16 protein-coding genes are annotated in these 14,242 nt (G+C 72.2%); 9 read left to right on the top strand and 7 right to left on the bottom strand.

The features are described 5' to 3' along the window. Nucleotides 1-279: 279 nt before the first annotated feature. A complete protein-coding gene (locus NE235_RS20055) occupies nucleotides 280-738 on the top strand; it encodes a universal stress protein (protein WP_252805137.1) in 459 nt (152 codons plus the stop codon). Nucleotides 739-895: 157 nt separating this feature from the next. Beyond that, nucleotides 896-1,744 (top strand): PAC2 family protein, encoded by an 849-nt coding sequence (locus NE235_RS20050; RefSeq protein WP_252805135.1) that lies wholly within the window; start codon nucleotides 896-898, stop codon nucleotides 1,742-1,744. 80 nt (nucleotides 1,745-1,824) lie between these two features. Here NE235_RS20050 and mshC read toward each other — a convergent pair whose 3' ends face one another. Next, on the bottom strand, nucleotides 1,825-3,087 hold the full coding sequence (gene mshC / locus NE235_RS20045) for a cysteine--1-D-myo-inosityl 2-amino-2-deoxy-alpha-D-glucopyranoside ligase (protein WP_252805281.1): 1,263 nt from the start codon (nucleotides 3,085-3,087) through the stop codon (nucleotides 1,825-1,827). Nucleotides 3,088-3,334: 247 nt separating this feature from the next. On the opposite strand from mshC, the gene NE235_RS20040 reads away from it, so the two are divergent. Further along, nucleotides 3,335-4,255: an alpha/beta hydrolase gene (locus NE235_RS20040; protein ID WP_252805133.1), complete on the top strand. Its 921-nt coding sequence runs from the start codon at nucleotides 3,335-3,337 to the stop codon at nucleotides 4,253-4,255. A 64-nt stretch (nucleotides 4,256-4,319) separates the two neighbouring features. Here NE235_RS20040 and NE235_RS20035 read toward each other — a convergent pair whose 3' ends face one another. From NE235_RS20035 to NE235_RS20025, 3 genes are read right to left on the bottom strand one after another with little or no spacing between them, the layout of a single operon-like run. After that, nucleotides 4,320-5,084, bottom strand: a complete 765-nt coding sequence (locus NE235_RS20035; RefSeq protein WP_252805131.1) for an SCO1664 family protein — start codon at nucleotides 5,082-5,084, stop codon at nucleotides 4,320-4,322. 27 nt (nucleotides 5,085-5,111) lie between these two features. Continuing rightward, complete coding sequence (locus NE235_RS20030; RefSeq protein WP_252805129.1) at nucleotides 5,112-5,663, bottom strand: DUF3090 domain-containing protein; 552 nt, start codon at nucleotides 5,661-5,663, stop codon at nucleotides 5,112-5,114. A gap of 9 nt (nucleotides 5,664-5,672) precedes the next feature. After that, nucleotides 5,673-6,335, bottom strand: coding sequence for a histidine phosphatase family protein (locus NE235_RS20025; protein WP_252805127.1), 663 nt, complete (start codon nucleotides 6,333-6,335; stop codon nucleotides 5,673-5,675). A gap of 104 nt (nucleotides 6,336-6,439) precedes the next feature. Between NE235_RS20025 and corA the strand changes: the two genes are divergently transcribed. Further along, entirely contained in the window at nucleotides 6,440-7,411 is a 972-nt protein-coding gene (gene corA / locus NE235_RS20020; RefSeq protein WP_252805125.1) for a magnesium/cobalt transporter CorA, read from the top strand. A gap of 43 nt (nucleotides 7,412-7,454) precedes the next feature. On the opposite strand, the gene NE235_RS20015 is transcribed toward corA, so the two are convergent. Beyond that, the gene (locus NE235_RS20015; RefSeq protein WP_252805123.1) at nucleotides 7,455-8,273 is read right to left on the bottom strand and encodes an undecaprenyl-diphosphate phosphatase; all 819 of its coding nucleotides are present in this window, start codon (nucleotides 8,271-8,273) and stop codon (nucleotides 7,455-7,457) included. A 196-nt stretch (nucleotides 8,274-8,469) separates the two neighbouring features. On the opposite strand from NE235_RS20015, the gene NE235_RS20010 reads away from it, so the two are divergent. From NE235_RS20010 to NE235_RS20000, 3 genes are all read left to right on the top strand, one after another. Next, entirely contained in the window at nucleotides 8,470-9,408 is a 939-nt protein-coding gene (locus tag NE235_RS20010) for an aldo/keto reductase (protein WP_252805121.1), read from the top strand. A gap of 87 nt (nucleotides 9,409-9,495) precedes the next feature. Then, nucleotides 9,496-11,100: a helix-hairpin-helix domain-containing protein gene (locus tag NE235_RS20005; protein ID WP_252805119.1), complete on the top strand. Its 1,605-nt coding sequence runs from the start codon at nucleotides 9,496-9,498 to the stop codon at nucleotides 11,098-11,100. 83 nt (nucleotides 11,101-11,183) lie between these two features. Next, nucleotides 11,184-11,825: a hypothetical protein gene (locus NE235_RS20000; protein ID WP_252805117.1), complete on the top strand. Its 642-nt coding sequence runs from the start codon at nucleotides 11,184-11,186 to the stop codon at nucleotides 11,823-11,825. A gap of 576 nt (nucleotides 11,826-12,401) precedes the next feature. On the opposite strand, the gene NE235_RS19995 is transcribed toward NE235_RS20000, so the two are convergent. After that, nucleotides 12,402-12,734 (bottom strand): hypothetical protein, encoded by a 333-nt coding sequence (locus NE235_RS19995; RefSeq protein ID WP_252805115.1) that lies wholly within the window; start codon nucleotides 12,732-12,734, stop codon nucleotides 12,402-12,404. After that, a complete protein-coding gene (locus tag NE235_RS19990) occupies nucleotides 12,731-13,021 on the bottom strand; it encodes an ATP-binding protein (protein ID WP_252805113.1) in 291 nt (96 codons plus the stop codon). The genes NE235_RS19995 and NE235_RS19990 overlap by 4 nt, the downstream gene beginning before the upstream one ends. 263 nt (nucleotides 13,022-13,284) lie before the next feature. On the opposite strand from NE235_RS19990, the gene NE235_RS19985 reads away from it, so the two are divergent. After that, nucleotides 13,285-14,094 (top strand): helix-turn-helix domain-containing protein, encoded by an 810-nt coding sequence (locus tag NE235_RS19985; RefSeq protein WP_252805111.1) that lies wholly within the window; start codon nucleotides 13,285-13,287, stop codon nucleotides 14,092-14,094. Beyond that, nucleotides 14,091-14,201, top strand: coding sequence for a DUF397 domain-containing protein (locus NE235_RS19980; RefSeq protein ID WP_252805110.1), 111 nt, complete (start codon nucleotides 14,091-14,093; stop codon nucleotides 14,199-14,201). The genes NE235_RS19985 and NE235_RS19980 overlap by 4 nt, the downstream gene beginning before the upstream one ends. The last annotated feature ends 41 nt before the right edge of the window (nucleotides 14,202-14,242 follow it).

Here is a 14,242-nt window from a genome sequence, read left to right as displayed (position 1 = left end):
TCGGCGGCCGCCGGAATCCCGCTCGCGCGCGGCGCGCGGCGGAAGGACCCGGCCGCCGGGGGAAGGACCCGGCCGCGGCGGAAGGCCAGGGCGCCTGGCGACGGCCGGCGACGGGCGGACCGCGAACGGCGGACGACGGGGGCCCGGAAAGTGATCGACATCTCGGTCCGCATGCGTTCCGTAACCGTTACGGTCGATGCGCGTTGTCCTGAACGGCACCGTATGCCTGATCGTCCGTTGCCGGGCCCCGCTCCGGCCCGGTCTCCCCAAGGAGGACCCGTGGGCTCCTATAACACCGTCCTCGTCGGCACCGACGGCTCCCCGTCCTCGTTCCGGGCGGTCGAGGCCGCGGCGCGGATCGCGGCCGACGCCGGCGGCACGCTCGTCCTCGCCTGCGCCTTCCACCCGATGTCGGCGCGCGAGCGCCAGCACGCCGCCGACCGGCTCGGCGACCTCGCCTACAAGGTCGAGGGCTCGACCCCCGCCGACGACGCGCTGCGCGCCGCGCGGGAGCGGGCCGTCGCCGCCGGGGCCCGCGACATCGACGAGGTCGCCGTCGAGGGCGACGCCGTCGACTCCCTGGTCGAACTCGCCGAGAACCGGCGCGCCGACCTCGTCGTCGTCGGCAACCGGGGGCTGAACAGCCTCGCGGGCCGTCTGCTCGGCTCGGTGCCGGCGAACCTGTCGCACCGCGCCCCCTGCGACGTACTGATCGTCCGCACGACCGACGGCCGGTGACCGGCGGGCGATGACCGGCGGGCGATGACCGGCGGGCGATGACCGGCGGGCGATGACCGGCGGGCGCGACCACAAGATGATCTCCGGGGAACGCGGCGGGGCGTACAGGACATAGGCTGGAGATGTCGTTTATCGGACGTCGGTTGGGAGGCAGCGCGTGGTCGAGCTCGACGACGTGCCCGAGCTCGTCGACCCGGTGGTGATCGCCGCCTTCGAGGGGTGGAACGACGCCGGTGAAGCGGCGAGCGGTGTCGTACGGCACCTGGAGGAGATCTGGGGCGCCACTCCGCTGGCCGCACTCGACCCGGACGACTACTACGACTTCCAGGTCACACGTCCGACCGTGGAGATGGTCGACGGGGAGACGCGGCGCATCAGCTGGCCGACGACGCGCCTGTCGGTGGCCAAGATGCCGGGCTCCGAGCGTGACGTCGTCCTGATCCACGGCATCGAGCCGAACATGCGCTGGCGGGCGTTCTGCCGTGACCTGGTCGGCATCATGCTCGAGCTGAACGCCCGTACCGTCGTGCTGCTCGGGGCGCTGCTGGCCGACGCCCCGCACACCCGGCCCGTGCCGGTCACCGCGGCCTCCTCCGACGCCGCCCTGACCACGCGGCTGCAGCTGGAGCCGGCGCGTTACGAGGGCCCCACCGGCATCCTCGGCGTGCTGCAGGACGCCTGCGCGAAGGCGGACCTGGAGACGGTCTCCCTGTGGGCCGCGGTGCCGCACTACGTGTCGCAGCCGCCGTCGCCGAAGGCGACGCTGGCGCTGCTGCGCTGGGTCGAGGACGTCCTCGACATCTCGGTGTCCCTCGGTGAGCTGCCGGAGCAGGCGCGCGCCTGGGAGCACGGCGTCAACGAACTGGCCGAGCAGGACTCCGAGGTCGCGGAGTACGTCCGCGCGCTGGAGGAGCAGAAGGACGCGACGGAGCTTCCGGAGGCGAGCGGCGACGCGATCGCCCGGGAGTTCGAGCGCTACCTCCGCCGTCGCGGCGACGCCGAATGACCCGCGGGCGAGGAAACGCCTGACGTTCGACAGGCACACCGTGTGAGGGGAGGCCGCGGGCCTCCCCTCATGCGTGTCTCCTACAGTTCGACGCCGAGCAGCGCGTCGACGGCGGCGCGGACCAGGCCGGGTGCGGCGCCGTCGGCCTCACGGTCCTCGTCCGTGACGCTCAGGGCCTGGTCGGCCCACCGGTCGACGGCCGCGAGCGCCGCCGGGGCGTCGAGGTCCTCGGCCAGGTGCCGCCGGACGCGGCCGACGAGGTCGGCCGCCGGGGGCGCCGCCGGCAGCAGGACCGCCTCACGCCAGCGGGCCAGGCGGGCCTCGGCCCGGGTCAGGTCGTCGTCGGTCCACTCCCAGTCGGAGCGGTAGTGGTGGTCCAGCAGCGCCAGCCGGATCGCCATCGGGTCCGTGCCCGCCTTCCGCAGCCGGGACACGAAGACGAGGTTGCCGCGCGACTTGGACATCTTCTCGCCGTCGAGGCCGACCATGCCGGCGTGGACGTACGCCCGGGCGTGCGGGCGCTCGCCGGTGGCGATCTGGGCGTGCGAGGCGCCCATCTCGTGGTGGGGGAAGACCAGGTCCGAGCCGCCGCCCTCGATGTCGAAGGACATGCCGAGGGTGCGCACGGAGATCGCCGCGCACTCGACGTGCCAGCCGGGCCGTCCCCTGCCGAACGGGGAGTCCCAGGACGGCTCGCCGGGGCGCTCGGCCTGCCACAGCAGCGCGTCGAGGGGGTCCTTCTTGCCCTTGCGCCCGGGGTCTCCGCCGCGCTCGGCGAACAGCGGGAGCATCTCCTCGGCCGACAGGCGGCTCACCGCGCCGAACGCCGGGTCGGCGGAGATGGGGAAGTACAGGTCGCCGTCCAGCTCGTAGGTGGCACCCTTGGCCCGGAGCAGCTCGATGAACTCGATGATCAGCGGGATGGACTCGACCGCGCCGGCGTAGTCGCGGGGAGGGAGCACGCGCAGGGCGGTCATGTCGTCGCGGAACAGCGAGATCTCCCGCTCGGCCAGCTCCCGCCAGTCCTCGCCGGTCTGGTCGGCTCGCTCGAGCAGCGGGTCGTCGACGTCGGTGGCGTTCTGCACGTAGTGCACGTCGTGCCCGGTGTCGCGCCAGACGCGGTTCGCCAGGTCGAACGCCAGGTAGGTCGCGGCGTGCCCCAGGTGGGTCGCGTCGTAGGGGGTGATGCCGCAGACGTAGATCCGCGCGGTCGGCCCGGGATCGGTGGGGCGTACGGCGCCGGTGGACGAGTCGTAGACGCCGAGCCGGACGTCGTCGGGGGCGGGAAGGCCGTGTTCGGCCAGGCTGGGGACCTTGGGGGCGGGCCACGATCGCATACCCAGCAGCCTAACCGGCGTCCCTGGGACCGCGATCAGGCAGGTTCGGTTCGACCGGACATCATCCGAATACCGCTCGGGTTCCATATGCCGGGCGGAGGGTAAAGAGTCGCCCATGTGGCGTGGAATAACTGCTGGTCCGCCAGCGATGTGGAAGTCTGGTCACGCTTGTCCCCTCCCCCGAACCTGAGCCCGCACCGTGTCGAAACACCGCAGGAAGAAGAAACGCCGCTCACCGCTGGTGGGCCTTTCCGTGTGGGCTGGGACCCTCGTCGGGGCGCTCGGGATCGCGTACGTGACGGTCAACTTCGGGCTGCACCACGGCTCGGCGGCCGCCCGCAGACCGCAGGACGCCGACACCCCGTCGCCCGCGCGCCCGGGGCTCGCCCGGCTTCAGGTGACCGACCCGGTCGACCACAAGGCGTACGGGGTGTACGTCTGGCGTCCCGACGTGCCGGAGACGCGGAGACTGCCGGTGCTGTACTTCCTGCACGGCGTGCCGAGCGACCCGAAGACCCTCATCGACGACGAGGGGCTCGCCAGGCAGGTCGCGGCGTACGTCGCCAAGGGGGGCACGCCGTTCGTCCTGGCGGTGCCGGACGGGAACGGCAGCCACCACGACGACACCGAGTGGGCGAACGCCGCCGACGGGTCCGACCTCGTCGAGGACCGGCTGCTCGACGAGGTGATCCCCGCCGTCGAGGGCCGGCACCGGCGTGACGCCGCACACCGGGCGATCGGCGGCTTCTCCATGGGCGGTTACGGCTCGATGAACCTCGCGCTGCGCCACCCCGACGTCTTCGGCGCGGTGACGTCCATCTCCGGGTACTTCCACGTCGACGACCCGTCGCACATGTTCGGCGACCGGGACGCCGTCATCGACGCCAACCGGCCGGACCGCGAGATCGCGGCCGCGCGCCGCGTGCGCATCTTCCTGTCGGCCGCGAAGAGCGAGGACAACGACGTCATCAAGGGCGAGCCGCAGCGGTTCAAGAGGCTGCTCGACGACGCCGGCGTGCCGGCCGTCCTGGAGGAACGCGCCGGCGGCCACGACTGGGACTACGTGCGCAGCGTCCTCCCCGACGCGTTCGGTTTCCTCGCGCAGGGCTGGGTGAAGGCCGGAGCGCCCGGGCCCATGCCCACGGCACCCGGCCCCAGCGGCTCGCCGCAGTAGGGCTCCGCGCCCCACGTCACCCCGTACGGGCGTGCGTGGAGGCGCGTACGAGCGGCCCCGGGCGTTACAGCGGCGGCCAGGGGATGGCGGGCCAGTCCTCCGGCGGGTAGGGGTGGATCCGGTGCTTGAGCATGAGCTCGATCCGGCCGTGCACCGCCTCGACCTCCTCCGCGGTCAGCAGGTCCGACAGCCGCCGGGCGAAGCCGTCGCGGGTGAAGGCGCGGCGCAGTCGCTGCAGCGCGTCGACGGCCTCTGAGGTGAGCGGCTTGCCCCGCCACTGCCAGAGCACCGTACGGAGCTTGTACTCGGATGAGAAGCAGACCCCGTGGTCGCAGCCGTACACGTGACCGCTCCGGGTGGGCAGCAGGTGGCCGATCTTCCGGTCGGCGTTGTTGACCACGGCGTCGAAGACGGCCATGCGGCGCACCCCGGGGTCCTCGCCGCGGGACAGCTCCACCAGGTCGACCTCGGCGTCGTGGTCGATCCACAGCTGCACCATGCCGGGACCGAACGGGCCGTCGCGATGCACCGTCGGGGGCACGACGCGCCAGCCCATCTCCTCCGAGACGACGTACGCGGCGACCTCGCGCCCCGCCAGGGTGCCGTCCGGGAAGTCCCAGAGCGGCCGCTCACCGGACACGGGCTTGTAGACGCAGTTGGCGCGCAGGTCGTCGTGGGTGATCGAGCAGTACAGCGTCGCGTTGCTGGCAGCGACGAGTCGCCCTTCGACGGTGATGGCGCCGTGCTGGAGGAGGCGGAGGGCGGCCTCGGTGTCGGTGGGGCTCAGCGCGCCGTCCCCGCCGATGCCGTACCTGGAGGGCTGACTCATGTGCTCAGTGTCCGTGGGATCGACGTCTCAGCCAAGATGGCCGTTCTGGCGGGGGCACACGTGACCCTGGGCGTCGAGCGGAAGACCGCACAGCGGGCACGGCGGGCGGCCCGCGGCGACGATCTTCAGGGCCCGCTGCGCGAACGCCCGCGCCTGGGCCGCGGTGATCCGCACGCGGAGCACGGCGACGGCGGGGTCCTCGCTGCCGATGTCGGCCTCGTCCTCCTCGCTCTCGGTCATCTCCTGGGCCTCGATGACGATCCGCTCGTCCTCGGGGTCCCAGGCGAGGGCCATGGTGCCGACCCGGAACTCCTCTTCGACGGGCTGCTCGAGGGGCGCGTCGTCCTGCAGCTCGACGGGCGCGACGGCGGGGACCACCGCGGCGCCGCCGCCCTGGCGCAGCACCTCGTCCAGCAGTTCCTCGAGGCGCTCGGCCAGGAGGGTCACCTGGAACTTCTCCAGACCGACACTGGTGACGCGGCGGCCGGCCCGCGCCTGGAGGAAGAAGGCGCGTTCGCCCGGCTGGCCGACGGTGCCCGCAACGAACCTGTCGGGCATGTCGTATGCGATGACCGGCATGAGAAGACCCTACGCTCCGCCGCCGACCGGTGCGTCACTGTCCCGCCCCGACTTCGCAAGAAGATCGTCGACCCGGCCGCCGACGTCGTTGAGGCGGACGAGGAAGGGCCGCAGCTCGGTGTAGCGGATCACGGTGAGCGCGGCCGGATCGGCCTGGAGGCGCTGGAACTGGTCCAGGTGCAGCCCGACGGCGTCGGCCACGATCGCCTTGATGATGTCGCCGTGGCTGCAGACGAGGTAGGTCGCCTCGGATCCGAGCCGGTCGTTCCACTCGCGGATCGCGGACACGGCCCGGTGCTGCGCCTCCGCGAGGGACTCCCCGCCCGGGAACCGCGCGGCACTCGGATGCGCCTGGACGACCTTCCAGAGGTCCTCCTTGGTCAGCTCCTCGAGCGGGCGGCCGGTCCACTCGCCGTACCTGACCTCGCCGAGCCGCTCGTCGGTCTGGAGGCCGAGGCCGTCACGGCCGGCCAGGATCGCCCCGGCGGTCTCCTGACAGCGGTCCAGGGGGCTGGCGACGATCGCGTCGAGGGGCACGGGCGCGAGCCGCGCGGCGAGGTCGGCGGCCTGCTTCCGGCCGCGTTCGTCCAGGTGCACGCCGGGGGTCCAGCCCGCGAGCACCGGTCCGGTCATCTCGGTCAGCCCATGGCGTACCAGCAGAAGTGTGGCCACCCGGTGAACTCTAGTGGCACCCGGGGGCAGCGCTTGCCTCCCGTGTCTCCGGGTAAGAGCTGTTGGACGATTCGTTAACCGGCGATACGGAACAATGTCCGGCCATGATCATGGATTGCGCGATCTACCGCAAAGGTGAGCGGGAGAGCGTCGACGGCGACCTCAGCGACGCCCTCGACGTCGCCCGGGAGAACGGCGACGCCTTCATGTGGATCGGCCTGCACGAGCCGACCCGGGAGGAGTTCGACCTGGTCGCCGACGAGCTGGGGCTGCACCCGCTGGCGATCGAGGACGCCGTCAACGCCCACCAGCGCCCGAAGCTCGAACGCTACGGCGACACGCTGTTCGTCGTCGTCAAGACGCTCCGCTACCTCGACGAGACCTCCGACATCGAGGTCGGCGAGATCATGCTGTTCGTCGGCGCGGACTTCGTCATCACCGTCCGGCACGGCCAGGGCAGCCCGCTCAAGGAGGTGCGCCGGCGGCTGGAGGGCGACCACGCCCTGATGGCCCACGGGCCGAGCGCCGTCCTCTACACGGTCCTCGACGAGGTCGTCGACCGGTACGAGGCGATCGCGCACGAGGTCGAGACCGACATCATCGAGCTGGAACGCGCGGTCTTCTCGCCGGGGCGCAGCATGATCACCGAGGAGATCTACGACCTCAAGCGGGAGGTGCTGGAGTTCCGCGGCGCCGAGGATCCGCTGATCCCGGTCATGCAGGACATCGTGAAGGGCCGGGTCGAGGTCGCGCCCGGCACGCGGGAGTACTTCCGCGACGTCCTCGACCACCTGCTGCGCGTGGACGAGCGCGTCGACTCCCACAGCGAGCTGCTGACGAACGTGCTGAACGCGCACCTCGCCCAGGTCGGCATGCAGCAGAACGAGGACATGCGCAAGATCTCCGCCTGGGCGGCGATCCTGGCCGTGCCCACCCTGGTGACGGGCGTGTACGGGATGAACTTCACCCACATGCCGGGGCTGACGCAGTGGTGGGGCTACCCCGCGGCGATCCTGCTCATCCTCGGGATCTGCCTGAGCCTGTACCGCTTGTTCCGCAAGAGCGGCTGGCTCTGACTCCGCGGTCCGGCCGCGGCTCACCCGCGGTCCGGCCGGCGGCTCAGGTGGCGGTGATGGCCCCTGCGGCCAGCAGGCCGATCAGGACGCCGCCGAGCGCCACCCGGTAGTAGGTGAACAGCAGCGTCGAGTGGCGGACGAGGAACTTCAGCAGCCACGCGATCGAGGCGTACCCGACGACGAAGGACACCAGGGTCGCGATGGCGGTCCCGGCGACCGGCAGGCCGCCCTCGCTGACCTTCCGCAGCTCGAACAGGCCGGACAGGACCACCGCCGGGATGGACAGCAGGAAGGAGTAGCGCGCCGCGGCCTCACGGGTGTACCCGAGGAAGAGGCCACCGGTGATGGTGGAGCCCGACCGCGAGGACCCGGGGATCAGCGCCAGGCACTGGAACCCGCCGATGATGAGGCCGTCCCGCATGTTGAGGTCGCCGACCTCGAGCTTCTGCCGGCCCGCCCACTCGGCGACCATCATCACCAGGCCCATGACGATGAGCGAGGCCGCGTTGATCCAGAGGTTACGGGCGGGCCCCTCGATCATCTTGTTGAACACCAGCCCGACGACGGAGACGGGGATCGTCCCGAGCCCGACGTACCACCCCATCCGCGCGTCGAGGTGACCGCGCAGCTCCTTGTTCGTGAGGCTGCGGAACCACGTGCCGATGATGCGGACGATGTCCCGCCAGAAGAACAGCAGGACCGCGAGCATCGTGCCGAGCTGGATGACCGCCGTGAACGCCGCGCCCGGGTCCTTCCAGCCCAGCAGCCGCGGCACGATGAGCAGGTGCGCGGAGCTGGAGATCGGCAGGAACTCGGTGAGTCCCTGCACGATGCCCAGCACGGTCGCTTGCACGAAGTTCACGGGTCCGGTGTCTCCTTGTGCACCCGCCGGCATGCGGGAAGACGTTGAATGACGATGGCAGCCTAGTGCCGCGCGGGCCGAGCCCCGCCCCACAGGGTGAGCGTTGGTGAGCGTGTCCCGCCGCCGGCCCGTATGCCCCGCCGCCCGGCCGGGCGGCGTATGCCGGGTCCCCTGACTGCCGATACGCTCCGCAGACATGGAACAGCGTCACCTCGGCCGGAGCGGCCTGGCCGTTTCCCGCCTCGGCCTCGGAACGATGACGTGGGGCGGGGACACCGAGGTCGAGGACGCCGCCGCCCAGCTCACCGCCTTCGTCGAGGCGGGTGGCACCCTGGTCGACACCGCGGACGTCTACTGCGGCGGGGACAGCGAGCGGGTCCTGGGCACCCTCCTCGGCCAGGTCGTCGCCCGCGACGACCTGGTCATCGCCACGAAGGCCGTGCTGACCGCCGACGGCACGCGCGACGCCTCCCGGCGGCACCTGCTGCGCGCCCTCGACGCCTCGCTGGAGCGGCTGGGCACGGACCACGTGGACCTCTGGCAGCTGCACGCCTACGACGCCCGGACCCCTCTCGAGGAGACGCTGTCCGCCCTCGACGACGCGGTCGCCTCCGGCCGGGCGCGGTACGCCGGCGTGTCGCACTTCGCCGCGTGGGAGCTCGCCCGCGCGGCGACGTGGCAGCGCGCGTGGCCGGGCCGCACCCCGATCGTCTCGACGCAGGTGGAGTACTCCCTGCTTCGGCGGGACATCGAGGACGACGTGCTGCCCGCCGCCGGCGAGCTGGGTGTCGGCGTGCTCCCCTGCTCCCCGCTCGGCCGCGGGGTGCTGACCGGCAAGTATCGCACCGGCATCCCCGCCGACTCCCGCGCGGCGAGCCCGCACTACGCGGAGTTCGTGCAGCCCTACCTGAGCGAGCGCGGCGCCCAGATCGTCGAGTCGGTGTCGACCGCCGCCGAGGGGCTCGGCGTCTCGCCGCTGGCCGTCGCGCTGAGCTGGGTGCGCGACCGGCCCGGCGTCGCGGCCCCCATCGTCGGGGCGCGTACGGCGGGTCAGCTCACCGCGATCCTCAAGGCGGAGGACGTGACGTTGCCGGCCGAGATCCGCGACGCGCTCGACGACGTCTCCTCCGAATAGGGTGACCGGCGCACGGGCGTACGGACGGCGGCGCCGTCTCCGCCAACGCGACCGGCTTCGGCGGCGACGCCACTAAAGTGACGAGCGATGACTGAGACCTTCTCCGGCCCCCTCTCCGGCGTGGCCGAGCTGTTCGCGGCCAGTGACGTTCCCGCCCGGCTGGCGCCCGAGGCCGTGGTCCGCCTCGGCGCGGCCGCCGCCGAGATCCTGCGCGGCGACCCGTGGCGCCTGCTTGAGCTCCCCGGCGTACGGCCCGAGCAGGCCGACTTCTTCGCCCGCAGACTGCTCGGCGCGGAGGCCGGGCCGCACGACCCGCGCCGCGCGGCGGCGCTGGCCGCGCACCTGCTGCGGCGGGCGGCGGGTGACGGGCATACGGTGACCTCCGCGAAGGCGATCCTGTCCGCGTTCCAGGCCCTGAACCCGGGGGACGCGGTCGAGGCCCTGCGCGCGTCCATCGCCGCCGGGGAGATCGCCGCGGTGATGGACGAGGCGTCCGAGGACGAGCTGCTCGGCCTGACCCGCCTCACCGTCGCGGAGGAGACGGTGGCCGAGGGCCTGGCCCGGCTCACCGCCACCGCCGATCCCCTGCCCGGGATCGAGGGCGTGCCGTCGGCCGTGTGCGAGAGCGGCGTCAGCGTGCTCGCGGGCGCGCCGGAGGCCGTCGAGGAGGTCCTCGGCCGGCTGCGCGGCGCTCCCGGCGTGATCGTCACCGCGCCGACCGACCGGGCCGCGCGGGCGGTGGGCGGCGACCGTTCCCTGCACCTGCTGCTCGAGCCGGCCCCGGACGGTTACACCCGCGGTGAGGATCGTCCCCTGGAGGCCGACCTCGTCGTGGTGGCCGACGCGGACACCCTCGACGTCGAGCGGGCGGCCGCGCTCGTCGAGGCGTGCATGGACGGGACGCACCTGGTGCTGGCGGGCGACCCGGCGGCGCCGTCCCCGTCCGGCGCGGGGCGCGTCCTCGCCGACGTCATCGCGTCCGGCACGGTCCCGGTCGTCGAGCTGCCCGCGGAGCCCGGCACCGTCATCGGACGGCTGACCGCGGCGGCCCGGGAGGGCACGCTCGCCCCGGTCGAGTCTCCCGACCGCGAGGTCGTCATCGTGCCGGCCGCCGAGGCCCGTGAGGCGGCCCATCGCGCGGTGCAGCTCGTCACGGACTCGATCCCGCGTGCCCTCGGCATCCCCGTCGAGGAGATCCTCGTCGTGACGCCCGTACGACGCGGCGAGGCCGGCGCGATCGCGCTCAACCGCGCGCTGAAGGAGCGGCTGAACCCCGGCACGGGCCCGTACGACGCCGGGGACCGGGTCGTCGCCGTCGCGGATCTGCCGGCGGCCGCCGCCGGCGAGTTCGGCTCCGTCACCGCCGTCCATCCGGACCAGGGCACCGTGGTGGTGGCGTTCCCGTCCGGCGAGGCGACGGTGCCGGTCTCCGCGGTGCGGCACGGCTGGGCGGTGACCGTCGGCCGGGCCCAGGGCACGCGCTGGCCGGCCGTCGTCGCGGTCCTGCCGGGAGAGGCGGGCGGGGCGCTGTCCCGGCCGCTCGCGGTGGGCGCCTTCAGCCGGGCGCGGCGGCACCTGTCGGTCGTGCACGCCGCCGGCCCGGAGCTGGCCCGGGCGGTCCGTGACCGCGCCGAGCCACCCCGCCGGACACGCCTCGCCGCGCTGCTGCGCGAGAACATGGCGGACCTGTAACCCTGTCCTTCCCGGCGTTTCCATGTAACGCTCGTCTCGTTGGACCTGTTGTCAGTAACAACGGGAGCGACGCAGGGAGTGACATGGGCTCAAGGCGAGACTGGCGGCGCGTCGGAGCGGCCTCGGCGACGGTGTCCGCCGGCGCGGTGGTGTTCTTCGCGGCCGGCGCCGGTCCGGCGTCGGCGGAGGCGAGCTCCACGGCCGGCAGGACGGGCGAGTGCAAGCTCGGTCCTCTGCTGTGCAGCATCCTGAACGGCGGGAAGGGCAGCCCCTCATCTCCTCCGAAGTCGAGCGGGGGTTCGTCGTCCAAGCCCACCAGCGAGCCGACGTCGAAGCCCAAGCCCCGGTCGAAGCCGAGGTCCAGGCCCGCCTCCGGGCACTCCTCCCACTCGGGGTCCGGTTCCGGTGGCTCGGCCGGTGGTTCCGGCGCGGTGAACGGTCCGGTCGCCCCGCCGGCGGGTGCGGCCGGGAACGTCCCCGAGGTCGCCGCGCCGCAGCAGCAGGGCCCGGCGCTGCCCGACATCGTGGGGCGGGATCCCCTCGTGTACCCGCAGGAGTCGCCCGCCGGGCCGAACCAGGCCACGTCCGCGCGCCTGATGGCCGCCAGCGATCCCGAGAGCGACTCGGTTCCGCCGCTGCTGGTGGCGACCGCCTCGGGCCTGGTCGGTGCCGTCACCGCGCTCAACCTCAGCGTCCTGGGCCGCCGGCTGCGCCGCCCGCGCTGACGGCCGGGTACGCCCCGGGTCCCGGGCGGCGCCCTGAGCCGGCCGATGAGGCGGCTCGGCAGCCCGCGGGCGTACGGCCACGACGGCGGCAACCGCCGCATCGCCTGGGCGGAGCCTCCCCCGCCGCCACGGTCACCGCGTTCGTCCGCGCGCCACGACGTCACCGCGGACATCACCGCGGAACCGGACGAGCCGGGTGGAGTTTGGACCTTGAGTTTGGACCGATTCTCCGGAATCGTCCGGTCGTTGCCATGCCCGCCTTCGTCTCCGCCGAGGGTTCTGGTCGCTCACACGACCAGAACCCTCGGCGGAGACGGATCTCGCAGCCGCATCTGCCACGACACGGGTGCCCGCCCTCCGCGCCCATGCGCCCCGGCCGGTACCGCCACGGTCGGCGGGTGCCGCACCTACGCCACATTCTTCGCCGCCACTATGGTCACTTCGCCGCCGCTGGAGCCGGGCCTCGTCCCGATCACCCGTTTCGTCCCGTCAACGCCGACGACAAGGCTCCACGCCGCCCGCGTGGAGACGGCGGCACCGAGGTCGGCCGCTCATTTGACGTCGGCGCCGTGGAACTCATGCGACCAGTGTCGTCTCCGCCGGACTTCCGGCCGACTTCAGGACGTAGCCCGACGCTGGGAAATGTGCGAACATTCCGAAGTCTCGGCGTCTGGCGAGCCGTTCCTCGTAGTAGGCCATCCGCTTCTCCAGTTCGGCCGCTGAATCGGCTTCGACGCGTACGAAGAACGTCCTGCTCGCCAGGTGGTCGGTGAGCGCCCACCAGGGCTTCAGTTCCCGGCCGTCGTAGCCGTATCCGTGACAGACCCCGTAGCCGACGATCCAACGGGGGTGACGCGCCTCGATCCGCGCGGTCATCCGGTCGGCATCCGCCTTGTCGATTCCCGTCACTCGGCGCATGGCACCGCTCTCGCGATCTTGCCGTGGCCGTCGCGCCGCCATTCGAACGACTCGCACAGCGCCTCGACCATGGCAAGGCCCCGGCCGGCGGTGTCCTCGTCGCCCGCCCGGCGCGCCTCGGGGATCTCATCGGACGGGTCCCAGACCTCGAGACAGATCCTCCCGGCTTCGCGGAATACCACGACCTGGATTCGCGTGGCGTTCTGCACGTGAAGAATGACGTTGTTGGACAGCTCGGCGACGACGCTGATCGCGTTATCGATCAAGCGGCTCGTCACATTCCCATTCTGTGAGTACATCCCGGACGAAGCGTCGAATGCCCTTCACCGATCGACGATCCGCCATCGGATGAATGACATATCGCCGATCGGAGTCGCCCCGTAGCATCGGCACGCCGGCTCACCTCTGTGTCGTGGTCGTTCCGTTCCTGGTCGGCACTTTCCCACCATGACAGTACGGAGTTATGCTGGCGGCCCGCTTTATGTCACAAGGCGACCGACCGCGTCTTGCGTCAAACCCCACACCAACGTAAGGGCCACCAATGGGTAGACCGGCAAAGCAGCTCAGACCGGGCGACTCCCCCGTTACCTATTTCGGATATGAGCTACGAAAACATCGCGAAAGCGAGCAGCTCACCCAGGACCAACTGGCCGCCGAACTGCGCTGGACCAGACCCATCGTCAGCATGCTGGAGCTGGCCGAGCGCATCCCCAGGCAGCACCACGCGGAGGCGCTCGACGCCCGCTTCCGCACCGACCGCTTCGGCCACCTCTACGAGCTGATCAAGAAAGAGGCCGTCCCCAGCTTCTTCCGGGGATACGTGGAGAGGGAGCGAACCGCCGATCAGGTACGGGCGCACGCGCCTCTGCTCATCCCCGGCCTCCTCCAGACCGAGGGGTACGCGACGGCCGTCCTCCGAGCCGGGCGCAGTCCCGGCGAGCTCGAGCGCTCCGTGGCGGCCCGCCTGGAGCGGCAGCGGATCCTCTTCCGGGACGACCCGGCGCCCGCCCGGCTATGGGCGCTGATCGACGAGACGGCACTGCGCCGCCAGGTCGGCGGCCCCGACGTCATGGCCGCCCAGCTCGGGCACCTTCTCGAGGTCAGCGACCGCTACAACGTCACGCTTCAGGTCGTTCCCGAGTCCGCGCAGACGTACGCCGGGCTCGAAGGGGCGTTCACCATCCTCGGCTTCCAGGACGGCGCGGACATCGCGTACGTGGACGCCGTGCGCGGCGGCTATCTCGTCGATCAGCAGGCGCGTGTCCGGGAGATCACGCTAACGTGGGATCTCGTCCGGACGTCGGCACTGCCGGGCGACGACAGCCTCCTCAAGATCAAGGAGTACCTGTGAACCAGCCGCGTCTCGTGCAGCAGCCCTGGCGGAAGAGCAGCCGCAGCGGCAACTCGGGCGGCGAGTGCGTCGAGGTCACCGTCCTGGAGGACACCGGGTCCGCCTGACGCCGGACGTACGAAGACCCCTCCGCCGCCGCTCGGCTCCC

This window comes from Actinoallomurus spadix (assembly GCF_024055725.1).
GTDB classification, from domain to species: domain Bacteria; phylum Actinomycetota; class Actinomycetes; order Streptosporangiales; family Streptosporangiaceae; genus Actinoallomurus; species Actinoallomurus spadix.
The sequence above is the reverse complement of the archived record's forward strand: the minus strand, read 5'-3'. Positions and strand labels throughout refer to the sequence as shown.

Bases quoted from the DNA above. Each gene is read 5' to 3' on its own strand.
- NE235_RS20035 (WP_252805131.1), bottom strand. From the start codon at position 5,084: ATGAGTCAGCCCTCCAGGTACGGCATCGGCGGGGACGGCGCGCTGAGC.
- NE235_RS20030 (WP_252805129.1), bottom strand. From the start codon at position 5,663: ATGCCGGTCATCGCATACGACATGCCCGACAGGTTCGTTGCGGGCACC.
- corA (WP_252805125.1), top strand. From the start codon at position 6,440: ATGATCATGGATTGCGCGATCTACCGCAAAGGTGAGCGGGAGAGCGTC.
- NE235_RS20010 (WP_252805121.1), top strand. From the start codon at position 8,470: ATGGAACAGCGTCACCTCGGCCGGAGCGGCCTGGCCGTTTCCCGCCTC.
- NE235_RS20005 (WP_252805119.1), top strand. From the start codon at position 9,496: ATGACTGAGACCTTCTCCGGCCCCCTCTCCGGCGTGGCCGAGCTGTTC.
- NE235_RS20000 (WP_252805117.1), top strand. From the start codon at position 11,184: ATGGGCTCAAGGCGAGACTGGCGGCGCGTCGGAGCGGCCTCGGCGACG.
- NE235_RS19985 (WP_252805111.1), top strand. From the start codon at position 13,285: ATGGGTAGACCGGCAAAGCAGCTCAGACCGGGCGACTCCCCCGTTACC.